Origin of the sequence: Pseudactinotalea sp. Z1748, from assembly GCF_049725185.1 — a bacterium.
Classification (GTDB): domain Bacteria; phylum Actinomycetota; class Actinomycetes; order Actinomycetales; family Beutenbergiaceae; genus CALKWS01.
This window is the reverse complement of the sequence record NZ_JBMPQB010000008.1, coordinates 44,733-59,352: the sequence shown is the minus strand read 5'-3', so window position 1 is coordinate 59,352 and position 14,620 is coordinate 44,733. Positions and strand designations below refer to the sequence as shown.

14 protein-coding genes and 1 riboswitch are annotated in these 14,620 nt (G+C 69.8%); of the genes, 10 read left to right on the top strand and 4 right to left on the bottom strand.

Annotation, left to right across the window (positions count from 1 at the left end; genetic code table 11):
* The first annotated feature begins 43 nt into the window (after nt 1-43).
* The 4 genes from ACO0LU_RS15900 to ACO0LU_RS15885 all read left to right on the top strand — a co-directional run bounded on the left by ACO0LU_RS15900 (nt 44) and on the right by ACO0LU_RS15885 (nt 2,563).
* Entirely contained in the window at nt 44-688 is a 645-nt protein-coding gene (locus ACO0LU_RS15900) for a VOC family protein (RefSeq protein ID WP_424792332.1), read from the top strand.
* A 57-nt stretch (nt 689-745) separates the two neighbouring features.
* Complete coding sequence (locus ACO0LU_RS15895) at nt 746-1,057, top strand: hypothetical protein (RefSeq protein ID WP_424792331.1); 312 nt, start codon at nt 746-748, stop codon at nt 1,055-1,057.
* Between the two features lie 181 nt (nt 1,058-1,238).
* Nucleotides 1,239-1,469, top strand: a complete 231-nt coding sequence (locus ACO0LU_RS15890) for a DUF6458 family protein (RefSeq protein ID WP_424792330.1) — start codon at nt 1,239-1,241, stop codon at nt 1,467-1,469.
* Between the two features lie 29 nt (nt 1,470-1,498).
* Nucleotides 1,499-2,563 carry an App1 family protein gene (locus ACO0LU_RS15885; RefSeq protein ID WP_424792329.1) on the top strand — a complete coding sequence of 355 codons (1,065 nt, stop codon included), beginning with the start codon at nt 1,499-1,501 and terminating at the stop codon, nt 2,561-2,563.
* Nucleotides 2,564-2,606: 43 nt separating this feature from the next.
* On the opposite strand, the gene ACO0LU_RS15880 is transcribed toward ACO0LU_RS15885, so the two are convergent.
* Nucleotides 2,607-3,677, bottom strand: coding sequence for a VIT1/CCC1 transporter family protein (locus tag ACO0LU_RS15880; RefSeq protein ID WP_424792328.1), 1,071 nt, complete (start codon nt 3,675-3,677; stop codon nt 2,607-2,609).
* 143 nt (nt 3,678-3,820) lie between these two features.
* Between ACO0LU_RS15880 and ACO0LU_RS15875 the strand changes: the two genes are divergently transcribed.
* Nucleotides 3,821-4,546 carry an HNH endonuclease family protein gene (locus ACO0LU_RS15875; protein ID WP_424792327.1) on the top strand — a complete coding sequence of 242 codons (726 nt, stop codon included), beginning with the start codon at nt 3,821-3,823 and terminating at the stop codon, nt 4,544-4,546.
* Between the two features lie 62 nt (nt 4,547-4,608).
* Here ACO0LU_RS15875 and ACO0LU_RS15870 read toward each other — a convergent pair whose 3' ends face one another.
* From ACO0LU_RS15870 to ACO0LU_RS15860, 3 genes are all read right to left on the bottom strand, one after another.
* Nucleotides 4,609-4,923 (bottom strand): YtxH domain-containing protein, encoded by a 315-nt coding sequence (locus ACO0LU_RS15870; RefSeq protein WP_424792326.1) that lies wholly within the window; start codon nt 4,921-4,923, stop codon nt 4,609-4,611.
* 111 nt (nt 4,924-5,034) lie between these two features.
* Entirely contained in the window at nt 5,035-7,359 is a 2,325-nt protein-coding gene (gene metE, locus ACO0LU_RS15865; RefSeq protein ID WP_424792325.1) for a 5-methyltetrahydropteroyltriglutamate--homocysteine S-methyltransferase, read from the bottom strand.
* A gap of 76 nt (nt 7,360-7,435) precedes the next feature.
* Nucleotides 7,436-8,356, bottom strand: coding sequence for a methylenetetrahydrofolate reductase (locus tag ACO0LU_RS15860; RefSeq protein ID WP_424792324.1), 921 nt, complete (start codon nt 8,354-8,356; stop codon nt 7,436-7,438).
* A gap of 58 nt (nt 8,357-8,414) precedes the next feature.
* Nucleotides 8,415-8,515, bottom strand: a riboswitch (SAM riboswitch).
* 152 nt (nt 8,516-8,667) lie between these two features.
* On the opposite strand from ACO0LU_RS15860, the gene ACO0LU_RS15855 reads away from it, so the two are divergent.
* The 5 genes from ACO0LU_RS15855 (at nt 8,668) to ACO0LU_RS15835 (ending at nt 14,618) form a co-directional block, all read left to right on the top strand.
* On the top strand, nt 8,668-9,186 hold the full coding sequence (locus tag ACO0LU_RS15855) for a MarR family winged helix-turn-helix transcriptional regulator (protein ID WP_424792323.1): 519 nt from the start codon (nt 8,668-8,670) through the stop codon (nt 9,184-9,186).
* Between the two features lie 53 nt (nt 9,187-9,239).
* Nucleotides 9,240-12,482, top strand: coding sequence for a fused isobutyryl-CoA mutase/GTPase IcmF (gene icmF / locus ACO0LU_RS15850; RefSeq protein WP_424792322.1), 3,243 nt, complete (start codon nt 9,240-9,242; stop codon nt 12,480-12,482).
* 118 nt (nt 12,483-12,600) lie between these two features.
* Nucleotides 12,601-12,789 (top strand): hypothetical protein, encoded by a 189-nt coding sequence (locus ACO0LU_RS15845; RefSeq protein WP_424792321.1) that lies wholly within the window; start codon nt 12,601-12,603, stop codon nt 12,787-12,789.
* A gap of 237 nt (nt 12,790-13,026) precedes the next feature.
* A complete protein-coding gene (locus ACO0LU_RS15840; protein WP_424792320.1) occupies nt 13,027-13,863 on the top strand; it encodes a fumarylacetoacetate hydrolase family protein in 837 nt (278 codons plus the stop codon).
* Entirely contained in the window at nt 13,860-14,618 is a 759-nt protein-coding gene (locus tag ACO0LU_RS15835) for an SDR family NAD(P)-dependent oxidoreductase (protein WP_424792319.1), read from the top strand. Before ACO0LU_RS15840 ends, ACO0LU_RS15835 begins: the two co-directional genes overlap by 4 nt.
* Nucleotides 14,619-14,620: the final 2 nt, after the last annotated feature.

The window sequence follows — 14,620 nt, the reverse complement described above, 5'->3', positions numbered from 1 at the left end:
GGGTCCGGTGCGTCGTCGTCGGCCCCCGCCTACGGTTGCCGCTATGAACGCCCCCGTACCGACCCACTTCGACCACCTCGTCTACGCCGGACCGGACCTGAACGCCGCGGTGGCCGGGTTCACCGAACGCACCGGGGTTGTTCCCGCGCCGGGAGGCAGGCACCCCCGCGGCACCGCGAACTACCTGGTGGCCTTCACCGTCGGCGGGCAGCGCACCCGTGGGTACCTGGAGATCATCGGTCCGGACCCGGACCGCACGTCCACCGAACCGATCACCACGTTCGGCATCGATGAGTTGGACGACGCCGGCCTGGTCACCTTCGCCGTGCACCCGCCGGACCTGGAGTCGGTGATCGAGCGGGCCCGGGCCGGTGGGTACGACCCCGGCTCGATCGAACCATTGTCGCGACGCACCCCGGACGGTACCGAACTGCACTGGCGGCTCTCCCGCGCCGAGGCTCTCTCCCCGGTGGTGCCGTTCCTGATCGACTGGGGCAGCACAAACCATCCGGCCCTGAGCGAGATCCCCACCGTGGAACTGCTCGGCGTGCACGCCACGCACCCGGAACCGGATCGGGTGCGTGGCGTGCTGGACCTGCTCGGGGTGGACCTGAGCCTCGAGTCCGGGGCGAGTGCCGCCCTGCACGCCCGGTTGCAAACCTCGAACGGTCAGGTGCACCTGACCTGACCTGCGTGGTGCGCGCGAGCGGGCCCGTGGCTCTGCCCGCGCGCGTACCCTGGTGGCATGATCCTGATCGGCGGGGTGAAGCCCTACCGCACCGTGCTGGCCACGGTCACGCTCATCTGCGGGCACTGCCAGAACCCGGCGGCGCACCGGCTGATCGAGGACATCAGCAAACTCACGCTGTTCTTCATCCCTACCGCCACGGTCTCCACCAAGTATGAGGTGGAGTGCGTCTTCTGCGGTGCCCGGAACCCGATGACCAAGGCCGAGGCGCACACGCTGCAGGAACGCGCCCGCGCCGCCGGCGCTACCCCCGGGGCGGTGCTGGGCACGGTCAACCCCGGACGACGGCGGGGGTCGCCCGGCGAGTGAGCCACGCCCGTGGTAGCCCGCGACGACGGGGCTCGCCCCCGCGGGACGCGCCCGGGGGTGCCGGCGGAGGCCGCGAGCGCCGCTCAACATGCCGGACCGGCCGACGTGCGCCACCATGGTGTCGGCGCCACCGCGCGCCACGCGCCGAGCCCCGGCGCCGAACCGAGAGAGAGGTTGGCAGATGAGGATCGGACTTGGAGTCTTCTTGTTGGTGGTCGGAGCGATCCTGGGCTTCGCCGTCAGGGACAACATCAACGCCGTGGACCTGACCATGATCGGCTACATCTGCATGGGTGCCGGTGTGTTGGCGATCGTACTGTCCCTGGTGCTGCAGGGTCAGCGGGCCAACACCTCCCACCGTGAGGTGGTGGAGCGCCGCGACGAGGGCCCGCCCCCGGCACCGCGGGTCTGAGCCGGCGCACCGGAGCGGACGCCGATCACATGCCATCGGGTACTCACGTTGCCGCCGCCGTCGAGGACGCGCTGAACCGGAGGTTGATCAGTTTCCTCCGCAACCGCGGATGGCGCCCCCGCACCATCGCCCACACCGGGTACGGCTCACCGGACTTCGTGCGCATCCTGGGCCGGGTGGTGATGACCCGTAACCCGCTGCCGGAGGCCGACGCCGAGGCCGACGCCCCGGCCAAACCGGTGCGGGGCTGGCGGCCGTACGTGACCGCGCCGGTGGGGATGATCCCGGTGACGGTCACCGTCAACGGCCGTGATCACCACACCCGCGCCGACCGTGGCGGCTACATCGACCTGTCCGTGCCCGATCACGGTCTGGAGCCCGGGTGGCACCAGGTCACGTTGCGCGCCCGGGCCAGCACGCCGGTCCCGGCCCGGGTGCGCATCATCTCCCCGCGCGCACGAGTGGGTTTGGTCAGCGACATCGACGACACCGTGATGATCACCGCCGTACCGCGCCCGCTGATCGCCGTGTGGAACACCTTCGTGCGCCACCACAGCAGCCGCCGTGTCGTTCCGGGGATGGCCCGGTTCTACCGCCGGGTCGAGGAGCACGTCGGCGATCTCCCGGTGTTCTACCTGTCCACCGGTGCGTGGAACGTGGTGCCCGCGATCGCGGAGTTCCTGCACGAGCACGACTATCCGTTCGGCCCGAAGTTGATGACGGACTGGGGCCCGACCAATACCGGCTGGTTCCGTTCCGGCCGGGAGCACAAGGAGCGCACCCTGCGCCGGTTGCGCACCGAGTTTCCCCACGTGCACTGGGTGCTGGTGGGCGACGACGGCCAGCGCGATCCGGCGATCTACGCCGAGTTCGCCCAGGAGTTCCCCGAGGCAGTGGCGGCGATCGCGATCCGCCAACTCACCCCCGGTGAGCAGATCCTGTCCCACGGCACCCCGGTGGCGATCCCCGAGACCAGGCGCCGCAGCGGGGACGGGGGCGTGCCCACGTCTCACGGCGGCGACGGCGTGGCCCTGGCCCCCCGGGTGGTCGCCACCTTGCGGGACCAGGTACCGGAGCCGGCTTCCACGGGTTGAACAACGCAGCGCCCACTCGGCGCGCCGGCGGACCTGCCCGCGTTCAGCCCACCAACGCCCCGAAGGCCAGGCCCAGCGCATAGGTGACCGCCGCCGCACCCCAACCGATCCCCAGTTGGCGCAGCGCCCGCAACCAGGGCGAGGAGCCGGAGAGCAACCCCACGGTCGCCCCGGTGACCACCAGGGCCAACCCGACCAGTACCGCGGCCAGCAGCACCGCCGTCGTGCCGGTGGCGCCGAAGAGGTAGGGCAGCACCGGGATGATCGCGCCGGCGGCGAAGAGGAAGAAGCTGGCCACGGCCGCACTCAGCGCGGACCCCAGTTCCACCGGCGTCGAGCCCGCCCGGAGCGGCTGCTGACGCTCCGGGTCGGCCACGGCCAGCCGCTCGGCGGCCCGGGCGGCGGCGTCCTCCTGCGACATGCCCCGAGCCCGGTAGATCAGGGCCAGTTCGTTGGCGTTGACGTCCAGGTGCTCGATCACGGTGTGGGCCGAGGGACTCGGGGCGGAGGCGTCGACCAGTTCCCGCTGGGACTGCACCGAGACGTACTCCCCCGCCGCCATCGACAACGCCCCGGCCAACAGCCCGGACAACCCGGTCAGCAGGATCACGGTCGTGGAGGTGCCCGCCGCGCCGATCCCCAGCACCAGAGCAAGGTTGGAGACCAGCCCGTCGTTCATCCCGAACACCGCGGCCCGGAACGAACCGGACATCCTGGCCCGGCCCCGCACCGCCAGCGAACGCACCACCTCGGCATGGATCCGCTCGTCAGCGGCCATGGCGTCGGTGGCGTCGGCGTCCTCGGCATAGGACGAACGCGACTCGGCACGCTGGGCCAGGGCGAGCACGAACACCGAGCCGAACCATCCGGCCAGCAGGATCAACAGGCGTGACCGCAACGAAGGGCCGCGGGCGCGGCCGGGGTAATCGGCCAGCAGGTGCTCCCAGTGCGCGGCATGGCGCGCTTCGGCCTCGGCGAGGGCGTTCAGGATCTGCGCCTCCTCACCACTGCGGCGCTGCGCGAGCGCCCGGTAGACCTTGGCCTCGGCCTGCTCCTCGGCCAGGTAGCGGCGCCACCGGCGCACCTGGGCTTTGCGCGAGGAAGAGTTGGACATGGGGACAAGTGTTGCGTATCCCGGGGTACACCCGATGACGGCGCCGCGCCGGTGTCCACAGGGTTGCCCGGGGCGATCCCGGGGTCCACACCCGACTCGGCGACGCGGGCCCGGGCCGGGTGTGCCGTGTGAGGCTCCTGGTGGTGAACAGACTGGCGGAACTGCTGGCGTGGGAGCCCGGCCTGGTGCGGCGGGTGTTGCATGCCCTCGCCGTGGCGGTGCTGTGCGTGGTGTTCGCGCTGGTGGCCCCGACGTGGTGGGCGCAGGTGACCCCGGCCCCGGCGTGGACGGTCCCACCCGAGCGGGTGCAGGCCGCGACGGAGGCGCTGACCCGGCTGGTGGTGGTGGGCGAGCCGCGACCGCTAACCAATTATGACCGGGACCACTTCGGCCCGGCCTGGTTCGACGTGGACGGCAACGGCTGCGACACCCGCAACGACCAACTCGCGCACTGGCTCATCGAGGTCTCCCTCGACCCGGTGCAACCGTGTGTGGTGGTGGCCGGCGTGCTGCACGACCCCTACACCGGGCACCGGATCGAGTTCGAACGCGGGCCGGACACCAGTTCGGCGGTGCAGATTGATCATGTGGTCGCCCTGGCCGATGCGTGGAGCAAGGGAGCCGATACCTGGCCGCCGTCGGTGGCCCTGGTCTTCGCCAACGATCCGGGAAATCTGATCGCGGCGGACGGCGCGGCCAACCAGGACAAGGGCGCATCCGATGCCGCGCACTGGTTGCCGCCCGATGAGCGGTTCCACTGCGCCTATGCCGTGCAGCAGGTGCTGATCAAGGACGCCTACCGGTTGGGCGTGACCCCGGAGGAGCTGGGCGCGCTCACCGAGGTCGTCCGAGCCTGCCCGGCCGGCTGACGAGTTGCCACCGCCCGAGGCCGGTCCCGGCAGCCCGACCCGGCCTCGGTGAGCGCACCTTCTCAGTCGTGGGGACGGGGGGCCGGAGGGTAGGGCTCCGCCGGGGCCTGGACATCCTCGGAGCCGACGGAGTCGGAGGAGTCGGAGCCGAACTTGTTCTTGACCGTGCCGCTGATCTTCTCCGCCACGTGCGAGCCCTGCTCGCGCACCACGGTACCGATCCTGCTCTCCGCGGCGTTGACCTTCTCCTGCACCGACGGGTTCTCCCAGACGCTCTTCGCCTGCTCCTTGACCTTCTCGTAGTGCTCCTGGCCGGCGCGGCTACCCAGCAGGTATCCCACGGCGGCGCCCAGCACAAACAGGACCTTGCCCTTCATGGCATCCACTCCCTCATCGTCTTTGGGTCTCCAACGCTAGCGCTGCTCGCCACGACCGCACCCCGGGAGGGCTGTGGCATGAGTCGGCCCGCGGCATGAACCCCGGCCGGATCAGGTCCGCACGCTCGCCCGCGCCTCCTTGGCCGCGGCCACCAGGTTGCGCAGCGAGGCCGTGGTCTCCTCATAGCCACGGGTCTTCAACCCGCAGTCGGGGTTGACCCACAACTGGTGCGCGTCCACCGATCCCAGCGCGATCCGGAGCAGTCCGGTGAGTTCGGCGGTGCTGGGCACCCGGGGTGAGTGGATGTCGTAGACCCCCGGCCCGATCCCCCGGGCGAAGGAGGAGGCGGCGATGTCCGGGACGATCTCCATCTTGGACCGGGCCGCTTCCACCGAGGTCACGTCGGCATCGAGGCCATCGATAGCCCCGATGACCTCACCGAACTCGGAGTAGCACAGGTGGGTGTGCACCTGGGTGGCGTCCCCGGCGCCGGCGGTAGCCAGCCGGAACGCGTTGACCGACCAGTCCAGGTAGTCCTCGTGTTCTTCCTGGCGCAGCGGCAGCAGTTCCCGCAGCGCCGGCTCATCCACCTGGATCAGCCCGATCCCGGCCGCCTCCAGATCCGCCACCTCATCGCGCAGCGCCAGGGCCACCTGGTTGGCGGTCTCACCCAGAGCCTGATCATCGCGCACGAAGGACCAGGCCAGGATCGTCACCGGACCGGTGAGCATGCCCTTGACCGGCTTGTCCGTGCGGGAGGCGGCGTAGGTGGACCACTGCACCGTGATCGGTTCGGGCCGGGACACATCACCCCACAGGATCGAGGGCCGGGTGCACCGTGATCCGTAGGACTGCACCCACCCGTTCTGGGTGACGGCGAAACCGTCGAGGTTCTCGGCGAAATACTGCACCATGTCGTTGCGCTCGGGCTCGCCGTGCACCAATACGTCCAGGCCCAACTCTTCCTGCAGTGCGATCACCCGGTCGATCTCGGCGCGCATCGCCGCCAGGTACTCCTCGCCGGTGATGTCGCCGCGTCGTGCCTGCGCCCGGGCGCGCCGCACCTCGGCGGTCTGCGGGAACGACCCGATCGTCGTCGTCGGCAACTCCGGTAGGTCCAGTGCCGCCCGCTGGGCGGCCTGTCGGGTGGGGTAATCGCTGCGCGCGAAGTCGGCCTTCGACAGCCGGCCCGTGCGCTCACGCACCGCGGACACCCTGACCCCCTCGGCCCCGGCCCGATCGGCCCGCACCGCGCGGGAGGCCTCGAACGCCTCGGCGGCCTGCTCGGGCCCGGCCGCCAGGGCCCGGACCTCACCGACTTTCTCATCGGCGAACGCCAGCCAGGACCGCAGTTGCTCGGGCAGCTGGGGTTCATCGGCCACGGTGTGCGGCACGTGGAACAGCGAGGTGGAGGTGGACACCGCCACGGTGGCCTCCGGCCCGGCAGCGCTGCGCAGGGCGGTGAGTTTCTCGTGGGCGGTGTCCAGGTCGGTGCGCCACACGTTGTGCCCATCGACCAGCCCGGCCACCAGGGTCACCCCGGACAGGTCCGCGCCCGCCACGCCGTCGGGGATGTCCCCGCGCACCAGGTCCAGCCCGATCGCCTCCACCCCGCTGGCCGCCAACGGGGTGAACGCGCTGCCCAGCCGGTGGTAGGGCGCGGCCACGAACAGCGCCGGTCGCTGCCTCGCCCCGGCCAGGGTGGTGTAGACCCGGGAGACCAGTTCGCCGAGTTCGGCCCGGGAGATCGGCCAGGTGTCGGAGACCAGCCCCGGCTCGTCCAGCTGCACCCAGGGAGCACCGGCCTCGGCGAAGGCGGCCAGCCACCGGGCGTACACCGCGGTCAGGTCATCGATACGGTCCAGCGGGTTGAAGCCGTCCGGGGCCGCCTCACTGGCCTTGGACAGCAGCAGGAACGTGATCGGACCCACCAGCACCGGGCGGGTGATCACGCCGTCCTCGGCGGCCTCGGTGAACGCTGTCACGCTGGGGGTCTCAACCAGATCGAAGGTGGTCTCCGGGCCGATCTCGGGCACCAGGTAGTGATAGTTGGAGTCGAACCACTTGGTCATCTCCAGCGGTGCCCGGTCACCCTCCCCGCGGGCCACGGTGAAGTACCCGGCCAGGTCCAGCGATCCGTTCTGATCGCGCAGGTCCTCGAACCGCTCCGGGATCGCCCCCACCTGTGCGGCCACCGAGAGCACCTGGTCATAGAAGGTGAAGTCGGAGGGGATCGAGGCGTCCTGGGCGTCCAGACCCAGGCCGCGCAGGCGGGAGCGCAGGTCCGCACGCAGCGCGCGTGCGGAGGCGGTCAGTTCGGCGGCGTCGGTGCGGCCGGCCCAGAAGGACTCCACGGCTCGTTTGAGTTCGCGATCCGGGCCGATCCGGGGGTAGCCCAGGATGGTGGCGGCGGGGAACGGGGTGTGCTGTGTCATGAGACTTCCTGTTCGGGTGCGGTTGAAGATCAAGCCGACGACGGCGGGGCCGGGCGGGTGCGCTCCTCGCCGAGGCTCAGGCCAGGGTGGGAACCGGACGCAGCCCGGACCCGTAGAGCAGGTCCAGTGCCGGCGTGGCGGTGTTGAAGGTGTACACGTGCAGGCCGGGTGCCCCGAGGGCGAGGATGTCGTTGACCAGCGAGCGGGTGGCCCGCAGGCCCAGCCGGTAGGCCTCCTGCTTGGAGGCAGCTCCATCCAGCGTGGCCAACAGCTCCTCGGGGGGGCGTACGCCGGTGAGCTGGTGCAGTTTGCGCAGCCGGCGCGGGTCGGTCAACGGGATCACCCCCGGCAGGATCGGGATGTGCACCCCGGCCGATCGGGCCTGTTCCAGCAACGCGGCGTAGTGCCCGGCGTCGTAGAAGATCTGGGTGATCGCGAAGTCGGCACCGGCCTCCTGCTTCTCCACCAGGGCGGCGATGTCACGCGGGTCGACCACCGGGTTGCCGGTCTTGTCGCGCAGTGCGCCGGGATAGGTCGCCACCGAGATGCTCAGCGGGTTCACCTGCCCGGTGGTGGCACCGGCATCGCCGAACCGTTCGGCCTCGATGGACCGCAGCAGGCGCACCAGTTGGCTGGAGCGGGTCAGCCCCTGCGGGTGCGGCTCCCAGTCCGGTTGCCCCGCGGGCGGGTCCCCGCGTAGGGCGAGGAAGTCGCGCACCCCCTCGTCGAGCAGGTCCTCGATCACCCCGCGCAGTTCCTCCTCGGAGGCCCCCACACAGGTCAGGTGGGCGATCGGGGTGACCTCGGTCTCGGTGACGACCCGCCGGATCAACTCCCGTGAGGTCTCCCGGGTGGAGCCGGACGCGCCGTAGGTGATGGAGAAGAAGTCCGGTTGTGCCGCGGCCAGTTCCGCGAGGGTGCGCACCAGGACGCGCTCACCCTTCTCCGAGCGCGGGGGGTAGAGCTCGAAGGAGATGGTCGGTCGGTCGGAGGGCACACGAAGAAGGCTAGCCGTGCTCATCGGATGCGCCCGTCGGGGGATGCCTGCATGAAGAACTCCATCGGTCCTGGCGTGAGCACCCTTCCCGCGGGAGGCTTCCGTTGGGGGTTGCTGCGGCGTCGTGGAGCCAGGTCTCTCGGCCGCTCTGGATGGTCGGTAGCCAGACTACGGGCCTGCTGCCTGGCAGGCACAAGAGTAAAGCCCGCCTGTCTCATCCCCTGAGATTCCGGTCTGGCTGGCGCCGTGACGCTCGTGAGCACTCCGCAACGCCCCCGGGGCGCACTCGGCTTGCGCCGTAGGGTGGTCGCGTGCGCGCCGACCGGGACCCGATCCATCAGGCCCATCAACAGTGGGTCCGGCACGGCTGGGCCGAAGCCGCCGACGGCATGGCCCTGGTTACCTCGATCGTGCGGGTCAACCAGTTGCTGGCCGAGCGCATCGATGCGGTCCTGCGCCCGATGGAGTTGACCTTCGCCCGGTACGAGGTGCTCCGGTTACTGTCGTTCGCCGCCGGAGGGGAGATGGCGATGTCCCGGATGGGCTCATTGCTGCAGGTGCACCCGACCAGCGTGACCAGCCTGGTCGAGCGGCTGGTGCGGCAGGGCTACGTGGAGCGGGTGCGCAGCAACTCCGACGGCCGGGTCGTGCTGGCCTCCCTGACCGTCACCGGGAGGACGGCCGTGGAGGAGGCGACCAGCGCGCTCAACGCCGAGGTCTTCGCCCGGCCCGGTCTGCCGCCCGAACAGGTTCGGGAACTGACGAAGTTGCTGGGCCTGATGCGCGCCGACGGCGGCGATCAGGTGCAGCCACCCCCTATCGAGGAATAGTTGGATGTCCTAGTATCTGGAGTAGATGCACCCGACGGTGAGCCGAGGACGCCATGACCGAACACGCACGACCCCTGCATGTGCCGGAGCACCCGGTCCGCGTCGTCACCGCTGCCAGCCTGTTCGACGGGCACGACGCCTCGATCAACATCATGCGCCGGATCATGCAGTCCCAGGGCGCCGAGGTGGTGCACCTGGGCCACAACCGGTCGGTGCAGGAGGTCGCCGAAGCCGCCCTGGAGGAGGACGTCCAGGCGGTTGCCGTCTCCTCCTACCAGGGCGGGCACGTGGAGTACTTCGAGTACCTCGTCGACCAGCTCGCCGAGCGCGGTGCCGGCCACATCAAGGTGGTCGGTGGCGGGGGCGGCGTGATCGTGCCCGAGGAGATCACTCGGCTACGCGAATCGGGAGTGACGATCTTCTCCCCCGAGGACGGTCAACGACTCGGACTGCCGGGGATGGTCAACCAGGTCATCGAACAGGCCGACGTCGACCTGTGGGAACTCGGTGGAGCCGACGTCCACGACGTCCTGGCCGGTGACCGGACCGCGCTGGCCCGGGCGGTGACCGGCGCCGAACTGGGGCGCATCAGCGAGGCCGACCGAGGCCGGTACGCCGAGGCCGCCGGGCGCAATCCGGTGCCGGTGCTGGGTATCACCGGCACCGGGGGGTCAGGCAAGTCGTCCCTGACCGATGAGGTGCTGCGCCGCTTCCGGGTGGACCAGGGCGACCGGTTACGCATCGCGGTGCTGGCCATCGACCCCACGCGCCGCAAGGGTGGTGGTGCGCTGCTGGCCGACCGGATCCGGATGAACGCACTGGGCGGTGAGCAGACCTACTTCCGGTCCATGGCGACCCGCGGGCACAGCGAGGTGCCCGAGGCGGTACCGGCCGTCCTCGAGATCCTCAAGGCCGCGGGTTTCGACCTCATCATCGTCGAGACCCCCGGGATCGGGCAGGGTGACGCGGGCATCGTTCCGCTGGCCGATGTGTCGCTGTATGTGATGACGCCGGAGTTCGGAGCGGCCAGCCAACTGGAGAAGATCGACATGCTCGACTTCGCCGACGTGGTCGCGATCAACAAGTTCGAGCGCCGCGGAGCGATGGATGCGCTGCGCGATGTGGGCCGCCAGATGGTGCGCAACCGGGAGGCCTTCGGTTCCACACCGCAGGACATGCCCGTCTACGGCACCTCCGCGGCCACCTTCAACGACGACGGCGTGACGGCGCTGTACCAGGAGTTGCGCGACCGGCTCGGCGAACGCGGGCTGGAGGTGGGCGAGGGCGCGTTGCCCAGAGTCGACGTCCAGTACTCCTCGATGATCACCCCGGTGGTCCCCGCGGCCCGGGTGCGCTACCTGTCCGAGATCGCCGAGACGGTCCGGGGCTACCATGCCGACACCGAGACCTACGCCGATGCGGCCAGCCGGGTGCAGCACCTGGAGTTCGCGCTCGAGGAGTTGTCCGCGGCAGGCAAAGCGCACGACGACGTGGCCCGGCTTGCCGAGGACGCACGCCGGGCGTTGCCGGCCGAGGTGCTCCAGCAGCAGCAGCAATGGCCGGCGACGGTGCAGGTCTACTCCGGGAGCGAGCACACGGTGCGGGTGCGCGAGCGCGACATCACCACCCGCCTGACCCGGGAATCCCTGTCCGGCACGAAGGTGCCCCGGGTGGCGCTGCCGCGCTTCCGCGACGCCGGGGACATGGTGCGCTTCTGGCGCCGGGAGAACCTGCCCGGGCGCTTCCCGTTCACCGCCGGGCTCTATGCGTTCAAGCGAGCCGATGAGGATCCGACCCGGATGTTCGCCGGTGAGGGCGACGCCTTCCGCACCAACCGGCGTTTCAAACTGCTCTCCGAGGGCCAGCCGGCCACTCGGCTGTCCACCGCGTTCGATTCGGTCACCCTCTACGGTCACGACCCTGCCGCCCGGCCCGATATCTACGGCAAGGTCGGCACCTCCGGTGTCTCGATCGCCTCGTTGGAGGATATGAAGGCCCTCTACGACGGCTTCGACCTGGTGTCGCCGGCGACCTCGGTGTCGATGACGATCAACGGGCCGGCACCCACCGTGCTGGCGTTCTTCCTCAATGCCGCCATCGACCAGCAACTGGACGCCTTCCGCCAGGACGAGGGGCGCGAGCCCTGCGCCGCCGAAGCCGAGGAGTTACGCGGGCACGCCTTGGCGAACGTGCGCGGCACCGTGCAGGCCGACATCCTCAAGGAGGACCAGGGGCAGAACACCTGCCTGTTCACCACCGAGTTCTCGCTGCGGATGATGGGCGACATCCAGCAGTGGTTCATCGACAACGGGGTACGCAACTTCTACTCGGTCTCGATCTCCGGTTATCACATCGCCGAGGCCGGGGCGAACCCGCTCAGCCAGTTGGCGTTCACGTTGGCCAACGGGTTCACGTACGTGGAGTCCTACCTGGCCCGGGGGATGGACATCGACGACTTCGCACCCAACCTGTCCTTCTTCTTCTCCAACGGGATGGACCCGGAGTACTCGGTGATCGGGCGGGTGGCCCGCCGCATCTGGGCGGTGGCGATGCGGGAGAAGTACGGCGGCGGGGAGCGCAGCCAGAAACTGAAGTACCACGTGCAGACGTCGGGGCGCTCCCTGCACGCCCAGGAGATGGACTTCAACGACATCCGCACCACCCTGCAAGCCCTGATCGCCATCTACGACAATGCCAACAGCCTGCACACCAACGCCTACGACGAGGCGGTGACCACCCCGTCGGCCGAGTCGGTGCGACGGGCGCTGGCGATCCAGTTGATCATCAACTCCGAGTGGGGGCTGGCGCTGAACGAGAACCCCAACCAGGGCTCGTTCATCATCGATGAACTCACCGACCTGGTCGAGGAAGCCGTGCTGGCCGAGTTCGACCGGATCTCCGAACGCGGGGGCGTGCTCGGCGCGATGGAGACCGGGTACCAGCGCGGCAAGATCCAGGACGAATCACTGCTGTACGAACACCGCAAGCACGACGGCACGCTGCCGATCATCGGCGTGAACACCTTCCGCCGTCCGCCCTCGGAAGAGCCCGAGGACGCCACGGTGGAGTTGGCCCGCGCCACCGAAGCGGAGAAGCGCTCCCAGTTGGAGCGTGTTGCCGACTTCCAGGAGCGCCACCGCGAGGAGGCCACCGAGGCGCTGGAGCGGCTCAAGCGGGTGGCGGTGACCGGCGAGAACGCCTTCGCCGAATTGATGGCCGCGGCCCGGGTGTGTTCCCTGCAGCAGGTGACCGAGGCATTCTTCGAGGTGGGCGGCCAGTACCGGCGCAACGTGTGAAACAGAACGCTTCCGGCGGAGTGTCGGTGCCGGGGTGCATGCTGAGCGGGTGCGACATTGGAGGCAGATGGCATCGGCTGGACGCCGGCGCCGATCGCCCGCGGATGCGGAGGAAATCATGACACAGCACAGGGACCACACCGAGACCACCGAGGCCGAGGCGCGCGCTGAACGCGACGCGGTCCTGCACCTGATCGGCGGGGACGAGGACGGCCTGCGGGCACGGCTGGACGGCGAAGGCCTGACCGGCTGGGAGTGGTCGCTGCTGAGCGAACTCGAGCAGTGGGATCAACGGCTCGGCGCCTGAGTCATCCCGCCCGGGTTGAGGTTCCGCCCGAGCAACACGCCTTGAGCGACAGACACCCACAGCCGATTCAGTCGGAGAATCGGTCCGCAGGTGGATGGCACACCCGACCTCGAGCCCGAGGTTCCGCCATCCGGTCAAGGTCGACACCCTAAACATCGGATGACTAGGCTTTGGGCTGGCATCTGGGAATCCCCGGGCAGGCCTGATAACACCACACCAGAGCAGGGAAAGAACACCATGCGATTCGGACGAGTAGGACCCGCCGGGGCTGAGGTCCCGGCAGCACTGGACGGCGACACCTGGCGCGACCTGCGCTCGGTGACCAAGGAGGTCGACGGCGAGTTCCTCGGCCGACAGGGTGAGGTGGACTGGGCCGAGGTGCTCGGGGGCCTGCCGCCGCTGGAGCCCGGCCGCATCGGCGCCCCGATCGCACGGCCCGGCAAGGTTGTCTGCATCGGCCTGAACTACCGCGACCACGCCGCCGAGTCCGGGATGGACATCCCCGCCGAACCGGTGCTGTTCATGAAGGACCCGGCTACCGTCGTCGGCCCGGATGATCAGGTGCTCATCCCCCGCGAGTCGGTCAAGACCGACTGGGAGGTCGAACTCGCCGTCGTCATCGGTCGCACCGCCCGGTACCTGCCCGATGAGCAGGCGGCCCTGGACTGCGTGGCCGGGTACGCCATCGCCAACGACGTGTCGGAGCGGGAGTTCCAGCTCGAGCGCGGCGGGCAGTGGGACAAGGGCAAGAGTTGCGAGACGTTCAACCCGCTCGGCCCGGTCCTGGTCACCGCCGATGAGGTGGCCGACCCGGGCAACCTGAATCTGCGCCTGTGGGTGAACGGGGAACTGCGCCAGGACGGCACCACCGCGGACATGGTGTTCGGCGTCGGGCACATCATCCACTACCTGAGCCAGTTCATGGTGCTGCACCCCGGTGATGTGGTGAACACCGGCACCCCGGCCGGCGTGGCGATGGGCCTGCCCGGCCAGCCCTACCTGCGCGCCGGTGACGTGATGGAACTGGAGATCGAGGGCCTGGGCCGTCAGCGCCAGGAACTGGTGCAGGCATGAGCGCCCCGGCACAGGACCTCTCGGGTCTGGTGGCCGTGGTCACCGGCGGTGCTTCCGGGATCGGAGCCACCACCGCCGTCGAGTTGTCCGAGCGTGGGGCGCGGGTGGCGCTCCTGGACCGTGACGAGGGCGCACCACCGGAGGGGCTGCCCCTGTACCGGGCCGATGTGCAGTCCGATGACGAGGTCAAAGCCGCGATCGAACGGGTCGTTGCTGATCTCGGCGGGTTGGACATCGTGGTCAACAACGCCGGGATCGGCGCCCAGGGCGACGTCACCCAGAACTCCTCCGCGGATTGGCTGCAGGTACTGGACATCAACGTGGTCGGTATCGCCCGGGTCAGCGCGGCAGCGATCCCGCACCTGCGCCGCTCCCGGGCTGCCGCGATCGTCAACACCTGCTCCATCGCCGCGCTGGTGGGGCTGCCCCAGCGGGCCGTTTACACCGCCTCCAAGGGCGCGGTGCTGGCGCTGACCCGGGCGATGGCGGCCGATCACGTGCGTGAGGGCATCCGGGTCAACTGCGTCTCCCCCGGCACTGTGAACACACCGTGGGTGCAGCGGCTGCTCGCCTCGGCCGAGAACCCCGAGACGATGCTCGCGCAGTTGCGTGCTCGCCAGCCCACCAATGAGCTGGTCGAACCGATCGACGTGGCACGCGCGATCGCCTACCTGGCTTCGCCGCTGTCCGGAGCGGTGACGGGTATCTCGCTGTCGGTCGACGGCGGGATGAACGACCTGCGCATGCCTTCCTGAGG